The organism is Paraburkholderia jirisanensis (genome assembly GCF_054782355.1).
On the sequence record NZ_BAAGSQ010000004.1, the window covers coordinates 40,346 to 56,885 of the forward strand.

Annotated in this window: 11 protein-coding genes and 1 pseudogene; 6 read left to right on the plus strand and 6 right to left on the minus strand. The window is 59.8% G+C overall.

All coding sequences use genetic code 11. From position 1 onward, the window contains the following. Positions 1 to 41: 41 nt before the first annotated feature. From ACYVNQ_RS02730 to ACYVNQ_RS02750, 5 genes and pseudogenes are all read right to left on the minus strand, one after another. The gene (locus ACYVNQ_RS02730) at positions 42 to 3,434 is read right to left on the minus strand and encodes a molybdopterin-dependent oxidoreductase (protein ID WP_460900699.1); all 3,393 of its coding nucleotides are present in this window, start codon (positions 3,432 to 3,434) and stop codon (positions 42 to 44) included. Between the two features lie 222 nt (positions 3,435 to 3,656). After that, complete coding sequence (locus ACYVNQ_RS02735) at positions 3,657 to 4,811, minus strand: porin (RefSeq protein WP_460900701.1); 1,155 nt, start codon at positions 4,809 to 4,811, stop codon at positions 3,657 to 3,659. A gap of 181 nt (positions 4,812 to 4,992) precedes the next feature. Beyond that, on the minus strand, positions 4,993 to 6,354 hold the full coding sequence (locus tag ACYVNQ_RS02740; protein WP_460900703.1) for an MFS transporter: 1,362 nt from the start codon (positions 6,352 to 6,354) through the stop codon (positions 4,993 to 4,995). 236 nt (positions 6,355 to 6,590) lie between these two features. After that, positions 6,591 to 7,093 (minus strand): annotated as a pseudogene (locus tag ACYVNQ_RS02745) (transposase family protein); the annotation flags it as partial. A gap of 201 nt (positions 7,094 to 7,294) precedes the next feature. After that, positions 7,295 to 7,567, minus strand: a complete 273-nt coding sequence (locus ACYVNQ_RS02750) for a phosphodiester glycosidase family protein (RefSeq protein ID WP_460900839.1) — start codon at positions 7,565 to 7,567, stop codon at positions 7,295 to 7,297. An 85-nt stretch (positions 7,568 to 7,652) separates the two neighbouring features. Between ACYVNQ_RS02750 and ACYVNQ_RS02755 the strand changes: the two genes are divergently transcribed. Together ACYVNQ_RS02755 and ACYVNQ_RS02760 are read left to right on the plus strand one after the other, a co-directional pair. Continuing rightward, the gene (locus ACYVNQ_RS02755) at positions 7,653 to 8,033 is read left to right on the plus strand and encodes a hypothetical protein (RefSeq protein WP_460900705.1); all 381 of its coding nucleotides are present in this window, start codon (positions 7,653 to 7,655) and stop codon (positions 8,031 to 8,033) included. Between the two features lie 68 nt (positions 8,034 to 8,101). Further along, the gene (locus ACYVNQ_RS02760) at positions 8,102 to 8,443 is read left to right on the plus strand and encodes a hypothetical protein (protein ID WP_460900707.1); all 342 of its coding nucleotides are present in this window, start codon (positions 8,102 to 8,104) and stop codon (positions 8,441 to 8,443) included. Positions 8,444 to 8,554: 111 nt separating this feature from the next. Here the strand turns inward: ACYVNQ_RS02760 and ACYVNQ_RS02765 are convergent, their stop codons facing one another. Then, complete coding sequence (locus ACYVNQ_RS02765; RefSeq protein WP_460900709.1) at positions 8,555 to 8,869, minus strand: DUF4148 domain-containing protein; 315 nt, start codon at positions 8,867 to 8,869, stop codon at positions 8,555 to 8,557. Positions 8,870 to 9,147: 278 nt separating this feature from the next. On the opposite strand from ACYVNQ_RS02765, the gene ACYVNQ_RS02770 reads away from it, so the two are divergent. From ACYVNQ_RS02770 to ACYVNQ_RS02785, 4 genes are read left to right on the plus strand one after another with little or no spacing between them, the layout of a single operon-like run. Further along, positions 9,148 to 12,318 (plus strand): efflux RND transporter permease subunit, encoded by a 3,171-nt coding sequence (locus ACYVNQ_RS02770; protein ID WP_460900711.1) that lies wholly within the window; start codon positions 9,148 to 9,150, stop codon positions 12,316 to 12,318. Continuing rightward, the gene (locus tag ACYVNQ_RS02775) at positions 12,315 to 13,553 is read left to right on the plus strand and encodes an efflux RND transporter periplasmic adaptor subunit (protein WP_460900713.1); all 1,239 of its coding nucleotides are present in this window, start codon (positions 12,315 to 12,317) and stop codon (positions 13,551 to 13,553) included. Before ACYVNQ_RS02770 ends, ACYVNQ_RS02775 begins: the two co-directional genes overlap by 4 nt. Next, positions 13,550 to 15,061, plus strand: coding sequence for an efflux transporter outer membrane subunit (locus ACYVNQ_RS02780; RefSeq protein ID WP_460900715.1), 1,512 nt, complete (start codon positions 13,550 to 13,552; stop codon positions 15,059 to 15,061). The genes ACYVNQ_RS02775 and ACYVNQ_RS02780 overlap by 4 nt, the downstream gene beginning before the upstream one ends. Beyond that, a complete protein-coding gene (locus tag ACYVNQ_RS02785) occupies positions 15,058 to 16,440 on the plus strand; it encodes a sensor histidine kinase (RefSeq protein WP_460900717.1) in 1,383 nt (460 codons plus the stop codon). The genes ACYVNQ_RS02780 and ACYVNQ_RS02785 overlap by 4 nt, the downstream gene beginning before the upstream one ends. Positions 16,441 to 16,540 lie beyond the last annotated feature (100 nt).

A 16,540-nucleotide genomic window follows, 5' to 3' on the forward strand; every position in this document is an offset into this window, starting at 1 on the left:
CCGATTCCAGGATGAGTTGAAGTATCAAACTTGACCAACACCTATAATTCAAGAACGATGGCCGATGACGGTATTGCCTGGCATGCCAAGGCTATGTCGGGCTCGTCAAGTTGTTGCCCGCTAATGTGTTGGAACTGGCCCTTCAGCACTTTGACTGCGCAGCTTTCACACTGCCCCACCCGACAGCCGCTCGGCGCTCCAATGCCGAGACTTTCGGCAAAAGAGAGGAGACTTCCATCAGCGCTCTTCCATGTCGCGACTTTGCCGCTCCGTTGAAACGTCACCTCAAATGCGAGGCCCGGCGGGATTCCACCAGTTGCGGAGGCCTCAGATACAAACTGCTCGCTAAAAATCCTGAATGGCCTCACGCCACGCTCCCGTAGCATCGCGGTCACGTCTTTGACCATCGGAGCAGACCCGCACATATAGAAACGGGCGCCCTGACCGACGAGCTCTTTAGGGATCAACTCACCCGAAATGCGACCGTGACATTGATAATCTCGTCCTTCCAGGTCTGAATCCAGCGGAGCTGTGTAGCAGTTGATGACGTGAAGAGTGGATATGCGCCTTTGATGCTCATCCAATTCAGCCTTGAACGCGTGCGTCGAGCTATTCTTGTTGCCATAAATGAGGATGGTCTCATGTGTGCTTACAGTATTGGCGAGCGAGCGAATATAGGAGATGAACGGTGTGATGCCGATTCCTGTAGCGAGGAGAACCACTGGCTCACGAGTATGCAATGGAATTGCAAACGATCCCGCAGGTGCTGCAACCTCGACAAGATCACCGGCCTTCATTGTTTTATGAACAAAGGAGGACATCACGCCGGGGTTCTCTTTCGACCTCGAGTCCTCGCCGATACATATTTCATAGGTTGTGCGACCTTCGGCGTGAGCGGCACTGACTAATGAATATGCCCGCTCGAAAAATTTGTCGGAGCGTCCGCACGCACTGCGGATCTTCAGATATTGCCCGGCGACGAAGTCAGGAAGCAATTGCCCTTGCTGTGACTCCAGAAGCAACCATCTTGCATTTTCCCCCTCAAAGCGCGTTTCACTAACCCTCATTTCAGTGAATCCGGGCCACGAAAGATCCACCATCGGTTCTATACGGCACCGCACAGCCTTATGGTTGGTTGAACCGCTGATGGGGTCGCGCTGTCCGGCCGATACCAGGTAATTGAAATTCGTGTTTCCCTCTCCAAATAGCCTGGTCTCGGGAATCGCTAGCCCCTCCGATCCTTCCCAAAAACCAAAATCGGCCACCAGTACGTCATCATGTAGACGACCCTCTATCTGTGCTACGAAACAGGCAAAGCCTGACCTGGACGTAGCGCGTACCCATTGGCCAGCACGAATCCCCAGTTTCGAAGCGACTGCGTCGTTCATCTGCATAACGGGATTCCGTGACCGCTTGCGTAAACTGGTGATCGAGCGAAAGGAACTGTGGGTGTAGTAGCCGCTCTTCATGCAAGTCAGGAGGAGCGGATATTGATCATCCGTCTCGGTCTGCTCCAAATGAGATGGCAGCGGGGGATATCCGTATCGAAGAAATTTTTCTGAATACAGTTCAACCCTGCGTGTCTCAGTAGCAAAGCCAACGACTTTATTATCCTTCACTTCGGCATATTTTCGGTTGCGGTGCTCAAGTGGACGGACCATTCGGTAATTGTTTCGACGTAGATCATCCACAGTGAACCCTAGGGGTGCAAGCATATGGTTCCACCCAGCCTCGATGTTCCCACCAAAAAATTTGTCGCTGAATCCAAGCCTGCACGCGAGGTCAAAGACGATTTCCAGATCTGATCGACTTTCGCCTCTGGCCTTAACAAATGCAGGGCGAAGCTGGATGAGATTTTCCGCGTCCTCATTGATCTCGAAGCCGATCCGGAGTGACTCGCGTTCCCATGGTGTACTCACCGGCAGGACAATGTCTGCGTAGCGCGCGGTGGGGGTTTCGATCATTTCGCACTGGACGTGAAATTCAGTCTCTTCCAGTCCAGCCCTGATCTCGTCCACATCAGTCTGCGTTGCGAGTTGATTCGTGCCAAAACCCACCAGGGCTCTGATCCGATATGGTTCACCTGATTTGACTGCGCGAAAAACGTCGACAGGTTTGACTCGCCCCTCCGATGGCGGACCGATAGGGCGCTCAGAGAAGCCAACTGCTTTTTCAAGTTGAGACTTTTCGATCAGGTCAAGTTGATCGACCTTGTTAACCGGCTGCTTTGTATAGATACGATTGCAACCAACATCATCAAAACATCCGCGCAATGAATACAATGTGGCAATTGCTCTTTCGGTTTGCGTAGCGTTAGGGCCCTGTCCCACACCTGTCCAGGCGTGATAGGCGATCTTCTTGCTCGATCCGATCAAGTCTGCAGCCTGCAGCAGTTTGTCGATCGAAATGCCCGTCACTGCCGCCACTCTTTCAACATTCCATTGAGCGCATTGCGCTCTGAATAAGCTGAACGCTGTATCACAGTGGTGCGGCCCATTTGGAGTTTCAATCTTCAAGGAGGCATCCAGCTCAAAAGCTGCGCTGCCCTGCTGCTCGGCCGCCTTGCTTGTGTCGTAAGCCTGCGGCGCACATGACTTCTTGTCCCAAACGACAAAGGTGTCACCGCCATCAGTCCAGATGTCTTTTCCACGAAGGAAAAGCCCTGTGTGCCTGCTTACGAGAAGAGGCGCATTGGTCCAATTCCTGACAAACTCATCGTCGTAACGGGACTGACAAAGTATAAGATTCGATAAACCAAGAGCGAGTGCCGCATCCGTCCCGGGTTTAACCTGGAGCCAAACGTCGGCGGTCAATGCGAGGGGAGTCGGGCGTGGGTCAACCACAATAAGCTTCCCTCCGCGCTTGCGACCCTGAGAAATCGCTTCAGACTGCGCGAGCCAAGTGCTCGTAGGATTATGCCCCCATAGAATAGATAATTCGGAACGAGCATAGTCTGCGGTCGGTATCGAGACCCCAAAAGTGAATCTGTGTGCGTTGTCCTTGTGCCAGTTACAGATTTCCGTGGCGCCAGCGACGTTCGGACTACCGAAGACACGAACGAATCTATCGATCCACTCTATCGAATCGGCGATCGCAGTTCCGCTTTTCGTGGTGACCGCAAACGCCACGGACTCAGCACCCGACTCAGCACGAATCTGAGACAGCTTCAATGCCACTGTTTGAAGTGCCTCTTCCCATGATATGCGGACCCATCCTGGGTCGCTCGCAGTCTTGGGGTTCGTCCGCTTCATAGGATAGAGGATGCGATTCGAAGCCTCGATGATCTCTGGGCCGGCGCGCCCCTTCATGCACATGGCGGCGCCCGTCGGGTGGCTTGGGTCGTTTCGCACCGAGACGAGCCAATCTCCATCGACCGTGTTGATGGTGCCACATTGAGAACGACATAGTGTGCAGAAACCTCGAATCTCTCGCATAAATATCCTATTCCATGCTTTCCGTGCTCGCCCGATCAAAAGTGCCTTTCCTACGGGCGCGCATTGCAGAAAATTTATCCCGCATTCGCTTGCTGTTTAGTCTGGGAGACGGTGGTGACGTCCTTGAATCATAGGTTACGGTCCGAAAAGACCTGCTGTAAGGTGGCTCATCCTTGTAGCGAAGTGAACACCCATCCCGGGAAATTCGAAGCCTGATTTCCGTCAGAACCGATGTCGGAGGTTCACCCGAACGGCCACCTGACTCGACGTAACCGACGGCGTCAGTGAGGCAATGCTTGCTACTGCCGGTGCTCCCGTTGAATCAATTCCGATTGCTCGCTGCCAAACGCCGACGACGCTGACATTAGTCCCTTTCGAAAGTGCGTAGTTGACCCCAGCATTCCACTGAAGGTATTGGGCTGTACTTGTTCTTGAATATATGAAAGCGCCACCGAGCTGCCAGGCCGGAGTGATGCGGTAGAGTATGTTGGCTTCAACATCGTTAAACTGTGGCGTGCCTCCGTGATGCGGCGTGGTAGGCGTGAAGGCAACATTCTTAAACCGGGTGTTCGAATAGATCACTCCCAGCTCCAGGGCATCAATCTGATAAATCCCGCCGACAGCAATGATTTGCAGCGTCTCAGCCGAGGCAAATCCCCGGTAGACGGGGGATGTCACCGGTGACGTATAGCCGGCCTGACCCGGCAAAGTGGTGCCGCCATAAGCCGGTATTGACGGGTCATTGATGTTCAGATATCCGGCACCGAGAGTCAGATTTCCGGCCTTGTATCCTGCTCCGAAAGAGATTGCTCGCTGACTCGCGAGATTTCCCGATACCCCACCGGGAGCGTAAATCGCTTTGAAGGAAAATCCGTGAAAGTCGGGACTTGCGTATTGTATGGAATTGTCGAGCCTGATTGTCACCTGCATGTTGTCGACGTCACCGGGATGCGCTCCCGTCCAACCTGCCCATCTGATTGCGCTGCTTAGCGTACCGACATATTGACTTAATGGTTCAAGTTGTCGACCTGCAGTGATAGTGCCAAAAGGTGTCGTAATACCGACGAAAGCGGCGCGTCCAAACATACGACCGCCCTGGCCCAACTTTCCGGTTGAAAGATCGAAACCATTTTCGAGTGTAAAAATGGCTTTATAACTTCCGCCCAGGTCCTCCGTGCCAGTCAGGCCAAATCGGCTTGTGTTGGTTTGGCCGGTCGTTGCCTGGACAACGGATCCTCCTTTCTGATTATTCGAGTAAATGAACCCGTCTTCAACGATACCGTATAAAGTCACCGACGACTGGGCGAGTACATCACCGGAAAATGGAATCAAAAACGTAGCGGAGCAAAATTTAACAGTAGATGCAAGCCTTTTCATTGAGATCTCCAGATTCTGCTCATGCCGCCGCCTTAAACTTTATATCGTTTGTTTTTATCATTAAGATGACTAACTATACAATATCTGTATAAGCGAATTTATTATTAGCTTGGAAGCAGGTTGGGTAGGGAGGGTAGGGGATTGTCCAATCCGCCGTTACCGGTCTCTGTTAGTCACGACATCAACGTTCGGTTTGTGCTTTCGATGGTGCAGATACTCTGCCGCGGTCGGCGCTGTAGCGCCAACCCATGATTGCTACGCAAATCGATGCAACGAATGCCGGCGCGGCCGCCGCACGAAAAATCGCATCCGGCGACCAGTCTGCGGCGTACAGTACGCCTGCGACGTATGTGCCGCTGGCACCGCCGATGCGGCCAACGCCATATGCCCATGCGACCCCTGTGGCCCGAAGTCCCGCAGGGTAAAAAAGGGAACCTAGCGCGACAACGCCTTTTTGCCCACCACTGATACAAAATCCGCAGCAAAACACAGTAAATATCAGTAGCGAACTCCCGCCACCCAGCACAGCGGATATCGCGAACATCGTGATACCGCCAAGCAAATAGAGTGCGGACAGAATCATATATGGGCCGATGCGATCCATCAGCGGTCCCATGGCGATACCGGCGACCATGCCTCCTATCGTGCTTACCGCTGTCGCCCAGACGATGATGTCAGGCGGGTAGGATAGCGAAGTAAGAACCGTCGGTAGCCAGCTTTGCAAGAAGTAAAATTCGGCCAGGTTGAGGACGAATACTGCCCAGATCAGGAATGTCCCTGCGCGCAGATCCGCGGAGAAAAGACCTTTTACCTCGATGCTATTTGTTTGCGGATCATTGGACGTTACATTCGTCCCATGTGGAAGATCCATGCGGGGATAAAACCGCTTGAGCATCGAAAGAAGGTCCTCGTTGCCGCGCCGGCGTGCAACGTAGGGTGCCGACTCAGGAATCAAGGGCAAGAGGAAAAGGATTAAAACGAGCGGGCCGATTCCTCCGACCCAAAGCGGCCCACCCCATCCGTATTTGGGTATCAGGGCCCCACTACAGAAACCTGCAACAGTGAAGCCAAAAGAATATCCGACGTAGATAAGCAATACGAAGGTCGCGCGAACCCGTTTGGGGCTGAACTCAGACGTGAGCCCGATAGCACAAGGAACCGCTGCCCCTAGACCAATTCCCGTTACGAGTCTCAGGGCAATCAGTTCGTTGACGTTAGTCGCAAACGTCGTTAGCAAGGTGAACAGGCCGAACGCGGCGGTTGAGAGAACCGCCATTTTCTTTGGGCCAAAGCGGTTCGCGAGAGACGAGATACAAAAATTGCCTATGAGCAGCCCCACGAAGGCGGCTGAAAAGATGCTCCCCAGAATGGACTTGGGCAAGTGCCATTCTTTAGCCAGCACCGGCACGATATAGCTGGTGGCTTGAATGTTGAATCCGTCGAAGAGCAGCAGCAGCGCAAAAAGAGCCAGAGCGACAACCTGCGTTCTTCCAATAGGTTCACGATCGATCACGTCATGGATGTTGACGTTTGCTGCTGCCATCACGCCTCCAGGTTCAACTCAACGGTCATGTCGGCGGTCGGACTGTCGAGAGTACTACCAACTCCCGCAGACCGGCCCAAGAGACAAGTTTCTTACAGGTCTAGGAAAATATTATATGTCCATAAAAATAAATAAAGCGGTGGTATACCCTGACCATGGAGCCAGCGCTTTTGCGCAATTCGACGCGGCCCCTTGGCGGAACTCGAATTCACGCAGAACGTGCCTGCCGATGTTCAGTCCAGCATCGCGCGGCCAAAGTGCGTCAGGCGGTTGCCGGTCTTGCCCGGAACCGTGCCGCGGAACACGCAGGCCTTGGCGCTGTAGAGTCCGATTGGCTTGCCATGGCGCTGCAGGTACGTGCGTATCGCCTCGAAATAGCTGAAGGTCGATTCGGTCGCCGTGAAGTGCGGCGTCATCAACCGCCTCGTCGCGTCGTGGATGAACACCAGCAGCGTGCAGGCCGGCGCGCGGTTCTCGAACCAGTGGTGATCGCTGCCGTCGAGCTGGATCAGCTCGCCCAGGCGCGCGCGGCGGCTGCACGGCTGATAGATCTTCGGCGGCCGCTGCCGGCATGGAATCCACAGGCCGGCGTCGGTCATCAGCTGCCTGACCGTTTCCTTCGCCAGGATGCCGTGCACTCGCACAGCTTCTCGCAGGCCAGCGTCGGCCCAAAATCCCCGTAGCGGTCGCGGATCAGCGCCAGCGCCCGTTGCGCCTCGCCGGCAGGCAGTTGGTGGTTGATTTGAACTTTGGACCTACATCCAAAACGTTGTTAATTTATATTATGTTAAATTACAAATATCTAGATTACCGCAGCAACGACTCTGACCTCCTGAAACACTCGCTTGTCAGAATGCATCAGCACAGCACCAAGGTCCGGCCGCGCCGTGCGCGTGACGGACCCTGAACAGGCGGTCACAGAACCGACCGCCGTCACGGATTAACTACCCGTCAAAACGATTGACGTCGCCACCGCCCGCTGAGTGGGATTGGCGGGTGAATTATCCGATGGATGACCAACATCGATGCCGTTGACAACCATCGCGTTTGAGCCGCCGCCATCGAGATTCATCGCGGATGCCGCGCCTATCCACTCCATCAAGGCCGCGGTCTCCTGCATCATCGTGCCGATCGCGAGTCCCGGCTGAGTCCATCCGTCTCGGCCAGCAGAAACCCACGCGCGCCCAGCACAGGCTCTTGTCCGTCCATGAATTTTTCTTCATGCAGCTGCTGTTGAAGTCGCGCCGCGCGCAGCGCTAAGGTATCGGCACCTTGCCGAACCCTAAGGAGCGTGACGAATGCAACGTCCTCTACACATCGACCTGCTGCGCGACGACGAACAGAAGTTGCTGAAGATCTCGATCGGCGAGCAGACAAAGCTGCTCGACGCGGCACAGACGGAAGCACTGATCGAACAACTCGCGCTGTTCCGCGCAACGATGCGCGCCGCAGTTCCCGACCAGATGTCGAGCACGCACCGATATCACATCGAGATTGACCCTTGCTGGTATGCACAGCCCCACGGCACGGACGGCGGACTGATGCTGCTGATGCGTCACGAAGGTATCGGCTGGTCCGGATTCGCGCTGTCGGCGCAACAGTTGCGCGCGCTTGGCCGGGATCTGCGCGACGCCGCGCCCGCGCGTGCTCGTCCGGCTCTGGCCGAAGCGCTGCATTAATGCCGCTGCCGCCTGCCTTCTAATCGCTCGATATAACGCAGGAGTCGCTCATGCACCCCGACGTTGAGATGGAACTCGTCAACGAGTTCGGCATCCAGGAACTCAGCATCCGCCTCGGCGGCAACAGTGCGCTGCTCAGCGCATCCGAGCTTGACCGGCTGATCGGGCAACTCGGTCTGCTCAGATGCGAGTTGCTGCCCGAGGTCAATCGTGACGTGTCGCGCGACGATTGCTACGCAGTCGAAATGCATCCGCGCTGGAGAGCCATTCCGTACCCGATGATCGACGGCGTCGTGCTGTTTCTGCGGCATGGCGGCTTCGGGTGGACGGGCTTCGCGATTCCGCCGACGGCCCTTGATGAGCTGATCGGGATGGTCACGAATACCCCGTCCTTCGCAGGCAGCAAATAGCCACCGAAGCGCCACCGAAGCACCACCGAAGAAAACAACCGCAGCGGCATGACGTGCTGCGCATCACCCAGGCGCTGCGGCACATCCGCCGGCAGCGCCCTGTCCCACCCGCTATCCCGCGTTCGGCAGCGCGGCCGACGAATGCATGGCCGATGGATGCGGCGCACAGTAGCGTTGATAGTCCTGATTCAACTTGTCCTGCGCGGCCCATAGATCGTCGGGATACGCATCGCTATTGTCGTCGATCGAATAGCCCTCCGCTTCGAGTTCCTCGAGTTCGCGCATCAGGTCCTTGTGCGTGACCTTTTGTTGTCCCACCACGAACGGGTAACTGGTGCATTGCTGCGGAGTCAGATGGATCCCGGACGGCGCCGCATGCGCAGCCGCATTCACAAGCAGCAAGACCGTCAAAAAATAGCGTTTCATATCAATCTCCTTTTGAGTAGGCGGCAGAGCGCTCGCCGACGCGCTCGAACCATAGCGCCGCTCGTGCGTAACGAAAGCTTCGTTACGGTTAAAAAACTTTTAGGAAATTGAATGAAAACCCGTTCACCACGGCCTGCGGTGACAGACATTAAAGACAATTCATGTTGATCATCCCGCATCGCTAAGGTCGATGAACGATCATCGCTCATCACCTGCGCCGGGCAAGCTGCCGTCGCCGGGCCGTTTCCTTCCCTGCCCTGCTTCTACCGTATCGATCGATGAATGCGCTTGTTCTGATTGCGCTACGGCGCCCGCTGACCTTTGTGGTGATGAGCATCCTGATCGTGCTGTTCGGGATCACGGCGCTCAGGAAAACGCCCACCGACATTTTCCCGAACATCCGGATTCCGGTCGTCGCGGTCGTATGGACCTACAACGGTCTGTCGCCGCAAGACATGTCCGGACGCGTGATCTACTACTACGAGCGCGCGTTGACGACGACCGTCGAGAACATCGAGCACATCGAAAGCCAATCGCTGTATGGCCGCGGCATCGTCAAGATCTTCTTCCGGCCCGGCACCAACGTCGCGGCTGCACAGGCACAGATCGCATCGATCTCGCAGACGGTGCTCAAGCAGATGCCGGCCGGCATCACGCCGCCGCAGATTCTCTCGTACAACGCTTCGTCGGTGCCGGTGCTGGACCTGCAGGTGTCGGCCGCGGGCATGACCGCATCTCAGGTGTACGACATGGCGTCGAACCTGATCCGGCCGCAGCTCGTCTCGGTGCCGGGGGCCGCCATTCCGACGCCTTACGGTGGCGCGTCGCTGAACGTCGAAATCGATCTGGACCAGAGCAGACTGCTGGCGCACGGTCTCACCGCAGCGGACGTCGCCAGTGCGCTGAAGGCACAGAATGTGGTCCTGCCGGCCGGCGACCAGAAAGTGGGCGCGCTCGACTGGATGGTCGAAACGAACGCGAGCCCGGTGCGGGTTTCAACGTTCGACAATCTGCCGATCAAGACGGTCGACGGTGCGACGGTGTTTCTGCGCGACGTTGCCCACGTCTACCGCGGCTCGCCGCCGCAAACCAATGCGGTGCTCGTCAAGGGCCAGCAGGCCGTGCTGATACAGGTGCTCAAAAGCGGCGACGCGTCGACGCTCGCGGTCGTCGACGGCGTGAAGAAGGCATTGCCGGGCATCATCCGCACGCTGCCTGCCGGTGTGCATATCAAGGTGCTGAACGATGCATCGGGCTTCGTGCGCGATTCGGTAGCCGAGGTGGTGCAGGAAATGGTAACCGCGGCGCTCCTGACTGGACTCACGGTTCTGCTGTTTCTCGGCAGTTGGCGCTCGACGCTGATCGTCGCGACATCGATCCCGCTGTCGATCCTGTGCTCGGTGCTGATGTTGTCGTGGCTTGGCCAGACGATCAACGTGATGACACTGGGCGGCCTCGCGCTGGCGGTCGGCATTCTGGTCGACGATGCGACGGTCATGATCGAGAACATCGATACCCATCTCGCGGCCGGCGCGCCGCTGGAAGCCGGCATCATCGCGGCGGCCAACCAGATCGTCGTGCCGACCTTCGTCGCCACGCTATGCATCTGCATCGTCTGGCTGCCGCTGTTCGAACTGGGCGGCGTGGCGGGCTATCTGTTCCTGCCGATGGCCGAGGCGATCGTGTTCGCGATGATCGCGTCGTTCATTCTGTCGCGCACGCTGGTGCCGACCATGGCGGCGTGGCTGTTGCGCGGCCAGGCCGGCGGGCACGGTGGGCACGGCGGCGGGCACACCCATGCCGCCGCGGCGAGCTGGCCCACACGCCTGCAGCAGCGTTTCGAGCGCGGTTTCGAGCGCTTTCGCAGCCGCTACACCGAAGTACTGACCCAGGTCGTCGCGAAACGACGCGTGTTCGTACCGGTGTTCACCGCTGCCGCGCTGGTGTCGCTCGGGCTGGTCGGTCTGCTCGGCCAGAATTTTTTCCCTGGTATCAAATCCGGCGAGATCGACATGCACATGCGCGCGCCGATCGGCACGCGGCTCGAAGAAGCGTCGAAAACCGCGGTGCTCGTCAACGGCGCGGTGCGCGACATCCTGCACGGCAAGGTGACGAACATGCTCGACAACTGCGGTTTGCCGGCAAGCGGCATCAACGAGGCCTATAGCGCGACGGGTACGATCGGTCCGCAGGATTGCGACATTACGATCAGCCTGAAAAACGAGCGCTCGCCGGTGGACGACTATCGTTTCCTGCTGCGCCGCGAACTGCCCAAACGGTTTCCGGGTACGACGTTTACGTTCCTGCCGGGCGACATCACCGCAAAGATCCTCAATTTCGGCCTGCCGGCACCGATCGACATCCAGATTGCCGGGCGTGGCCAGCAGGCGAACTATGAGTATGCACAAACGCTGGCAGCGCAGATCCGCCGCATTCCCGGCGCTGCGGACGTCAATATCCAGCAGGCCTTCAACGAGCCGACGCTGAAGATCGCCGCGTCGCGCGCTTTCGCTTCGGGCATCGATCTTACCGAAGCCGACATCGCCGACAACACGCTCGCGACCCTTTCCGGGAGCGGCCAAACCGCCCCCACCTACTGGCTCGACACAGCGAACGGCGTGTCGCACCTCGTCAATCTGCAAACTCCTCAAAGCCAACTGACTTCGATGAACGACCTCGAAAATATTCCTATCGACGGCTCGGGCGCAGCGTCGCAACACCCGCAACTGCTCGGCGCGCTAAGCCGGATCACCCAGACCGGCACGCCGCTGCTGGCGTCGCACTACAGCATCCTGCCGGCAATCGATATCTTCGTAAGCAACCAGCGCCGCGATCTCGGCGGCGTGTACGCCGACGTCGCGCACGTCGTGTCCGGCATGCAGCGCACGCTGCCGCACGGCGCGTCGATCCACATCCGCGGCCAGGCGCAAACCATGAGCCTCGCCTATTCGCAGCTGCTGACGGGCCTCGCACTGTCGATCCTGCTGGTGTACCTCGTCATCGTCGTGAACTTCCAGTCGTGGCTGGATCCGTTCATCATCATCACCGCCCTTCCTGCTGCGCTCGCCGGCATCGGCTGGAGCCTGTTCGTCACGCACACCACGCTTTCCGTACCGGCGCTAACCGGCGCGATCATGTGCATGGGCACCGCGACAGCCAATTCGATTCTGGTCGTCTCGTTTGCGCGTGAGCGTCTCGCCGCGCACGGCAACCCGGTTCAAGCCGCGATCGAAGCCGGTTTCGGCCGCATCCGGCCGGTCCTGATGACCGCACTCGCGATGATCGTCGGCATGTTGCCGATGTCGTTCAGCAACACGCAGAACGCGCCGTTGGGCCGCGCCGTGATCGGCGGTCTGCTGTTCGCCACCTTCGCGACGCTGCTGTTCGTGCCTTGTGTGTTCGCGCTGCTGCATCGCAGCCAGCGGCTGGCCGGCGAGGTGCAGCCATGAGCGTGAATCCCGAAGCAACCCTGCCGCGCCGGCTCGGACCGCGCGGCTGGCTACTGGTGCTCGCGCTCGTCGCGGGGGGCGTGGTCGCGGTGGGCGTGGCACAACGGCATCTGCAGATGGTGAGTCTGCGCGACGTCGCCGCCGATGAGGCGGTGCCGCAAGTCCAGCTGGTATCTCCCGTCGACGGTCCGGTCACGCGCACGCTGAGCTTTCCCGGCACGGTGCGCGCCTACCATTCGGCACCGATCTACGCGCAGGTCTCCGGCTACGTGCAGCACTGGTACAAGGACTATGGCGCGCCGGTGAAGGCCGGCGATCTGCTCGCGACAATCGATGCGCCGACGGTCGACGAGCAGTATCAAAGCGCGCTCGCGGACCTTGGCGTCGCGCAGACCGACTACCGGCTCGCGCAGCTGACGGCGCGGCGCTGGCAGGCGCTGGCCGGCACGCAGGCGGTGTCGCAGCAGGAAGTGGACGTGAAGGCCGCCGACGCGCAGGCGCAAGGCGCGAAGGTGACGGCCGCGAGCCATCAGGTTGCCCGCTATCGGGTGCTCGAAGGGTTCACGAAGATCATCGCGCCGTTCGACGGTGTGGTGACCTCGCGCAAGACCGACGTCGGCAACTATGTGAATGCGGCGGGCGGCGATGTCAGTTCGCGCGGCGGCGCCGACGAACTCTTTAGCGTCGCGGACGTCCATGAAATGCGCGTGTTCGTGTCGGTGCCGCAGGACTATGCAGCGATCCTGCAGCCAGGCCTCACCGCGACGCTGACGTTGCCGCAGTATCCGCAGCGTCGGTTCAAGGCGAGCTTCGACACGTCGGCCAATGCATTCGACGCGCAAACGCGGACGGTGGTGGCGGAGTTGCTGGTGCCGAATCCGGACCACCTTCTGTGGCCCGGCTCCTACGCGGAGGTGCATTTCGACGTGCCGCTCGACCGCAAGACCCCGGTCGTGCCGGAGCAGGCGTTGCTGTTTCGCTCGCAAGGCACGCAGGTGGCGGTGGTCGGCGCGGATCACCGGGTACATCTGCGCAACGTCAAGCTCGGGTTGAATTTCGGCAGTACGGTGCAGGTGCTGTCGGGCGTATCGCGCACCGACCGCCTGGTGCTGAGCCCTTCCGCCGGGCTGCTGGACGGCGAGGCCGTGCATGTGGTGCAGGCTGTGTCGGGACCCGGGCACGACCTTGCGGCAAGCCCGCGCAACCAGGCCGCAGCTGCGGGCGGCGCGGCATGAAGGCCCGACGCGCAGTGTGGCGTCTGGGCGCGGCGTTTGCCATCGCGTTGCTGATGACCGGTTGCGAACTCGCGCCGGTCTATCGGCCGCCGCAGATGATACTGCCCGCCAGCTACCAGGGCGATGGGCCGTTCGTCAAGGCCGATCCTAGTGAGCAATTGCAGCATGGTCCGTGGTGGCGTATGTACGGCGACGCCCAGCTCGATGCGCTCGAGTCGCAACTCGACGCGGCCAATCCCGATCTTGCCAGCGCGGTGCAAACCTATGTGCAGGCCCGCGACGCGGTCGGCGAGGCGCGCGCGGGACTCTTTCCGCAACTGGGTCTCGCCGCGGGCGTCAGCGAAAACAAGGAGTCCGTGCACACGTTGTTTCGCCATACTGATGGCTCGCTCGAGCAGGCGTCCAACCAGTATGCGGCGGCGCTGGCATGGCAGCCGGATTTCTGGTCGCAGACGCGCAACATGACCCGCGCGGCCATGAGCGATGCGCAGGCAACCGCGGCACAAGTGGCCAGCGCGCGGCTCGGCCTTGAGATGGAACTGGCCGCCGACTATGCGCAAGTGCGCGGTCTCGACGACGAGCACGCGGTGCTCGGCCGCGCGATCGGGTTTTACCAGACCGCCGCGCAGATCACGCGGATGCGGCTCGCCGACAAGATCGCCGCCGGCCTCGACGTGGCGCGCGCGGAGAATCAGCTGGCGACCGCACAGGTGGCCGATACCGACGTGCTGGCGCGGCGCGAAGTGCTCGAACACGCGATTGCGGTGCTGGCCGGAAAGAATCCGGCTGATTTCAGGCTGCCGCCGCAACCCGCGCCGCGCATGGCAGTGCCGCAGATACCGCCCGGCGTGCCCTCCTCGCTGCTGCAACGCCGGCCCGACATCGCGGCAGCGGAGCGCACGATGGCCGCCGCGAATGCGCAGATCGGCGTCGCGCGAGCCGCCTTTTATCCGAACGTCCGCCTGAGCGCGGTCGGCGGCTTCGAGGACAGCGGCTTTGGCCTTGCGTCGCTGCCGGATAGCCTGTGGTCGGTCGGCGCCTCGGCGATGCTGCCGCTGTTCGAGGGCGGCCTGCGTCACGCACAGGTGCAGGCAAGCTGGTCGCGCTTTACGCAAACGGGCGACCAGTATCGCGCGACCGTGTTGCAAGCGTTCCAGCAGGTCGAGGACAACCTCGTGCTGTCGGGCCGGCTCGCCGACGAGGAGCATCAGCAGGATGACGCGCTGCGCTCTGCGCTGAAGGTGCAGAAGCTCGCGATGCAGCTTTACGAAGATGGTATCGACAACTATCTGAACGTGACAGTCGCGCAGATCGCGGCGCTCGACGCACAGGTCGCGCAAGTCGAACTGCACACGCGCCGCGTCGAAGCGTCGATCGGTCTGATCGGCGCGCTCGGTGGCGGTTGGCACAACACCGACTTGCCGCTACCGGAGCAAACCTTGCCGTCCGCCAACAACAGCGTCGCCCGCAACACCGCCGCGCCCAATGTGCAGGTAACGAGCCGATGAACACCTCAGTGCGCTGGCGCACCTCCGCAGCCCGCTGGCTCGCGATCTATGCGACGATTTTCTCGCTGTCGTTCATGGCGCTGCTCGGCGTGATCGACTACTCGGTGACGCGGGCGATGCTGCGCGAAACCGACAGCGGGCTACGCTGGCAGTTGCGCTATTTCGATTCGAAAACGGACGCGGAACTGGTCGAAACAATCGAAGCGAGGCTCGGTAAAACCGGCATTCATCGCAACTACTATGGCCTGTTCGCGGCAAACGGCGCGCACCTTGCCGGAGATATCCAGCGTTGGCCGGGCCCGTTGGAACTTGACCATTTCGGCCATTCGCACGAACACACGAGCGGCCATTCGCGGACGCTGCAGGTGGCTAACCTCGCACCCGAACTGCGCGTCATGGGCGAGACCCGTGACGACGGCACGCGGCTGCTCGTTGCCCGTACGCTTTCCGATGTGCGCCATGTGCGTGCCGAACTGTTGCGTGTGCTGATCGGCGGCGGGGTGATCTTTCTCGGCACCAGTCTCGTCGCCGCGCTGATGCTGAGCAGCCGGCAGCGGCGGCGCTTCACGACGATGCGCGATGCAACGGTACGCATCGCCAACGGCGAGCTGGCGCAGCGACTGCCGGTAACCGGCCGCGACGAACTCGACATGCTGTCCCAGCTGGTCAACCGCATGCTCGACGAAATCGAACGCCTGATCGGTGAAGTCAAGGGTGCCTGCGACGGGATTGCGCACGATCTGCGTACACCGCTGAGCCGCTTGCGCATGACACTCGCGAACCTTGCCCGGCAGATCGGTGACAACGGCGACGACGAAATGGCTGCCGCGGTCGGCACGGCGCGCGACAACACCCAGGCGATCCTGAACCGCTTCTCCGCATTGTTGCGCATCTCCGAGATCGGAGCGATGCGGCGCCGCAGCGGTTTCTCTCACGTCATGTTACCGTCGCTGGCGGACGAACTGCGCGAACTGTACGAACCGTTGGCAGAGGAAAGGCACATCCGCCTTGCGGTGACGGTTGCAAGCGTCGAACCGACATGGGCCGACCGTGAGCTGCTGTTCGAAGCCTTTACCAATCTGCTGGACAATGCGATCAAGTTTGCGCCGAGCGGCGGCAGGGTTGGCATCGAGGTACGGCGCGACCCGCGCGGTGCACAGTTCGTCATCTCCGACGACGGGCCTGGTATCCCGCCGCACGAGCGCGGCGCGGTGCTGGGTCGTTTCTATCGCGGCGAGCACGCGAGCCACGTGCCCGGCACGGGGCTCGGGCTCGGTATCGTCGCCGCGATCGCACGCCTGCACGGTTTCGAGCTGCGTATCGGCGGTGCCTCCCAGGGAACCACCGTGGTCGTCAATTGCTGGGCCAACGAAGTGTGAAGCCGGTGGCCGTCGACGACGGCCACCTGTCAGAACGACTGGAATTTGAGAGTGTTGCAACATGCGGGTGCTACTGGCTTGTCCTTCTGATGTCGAACGA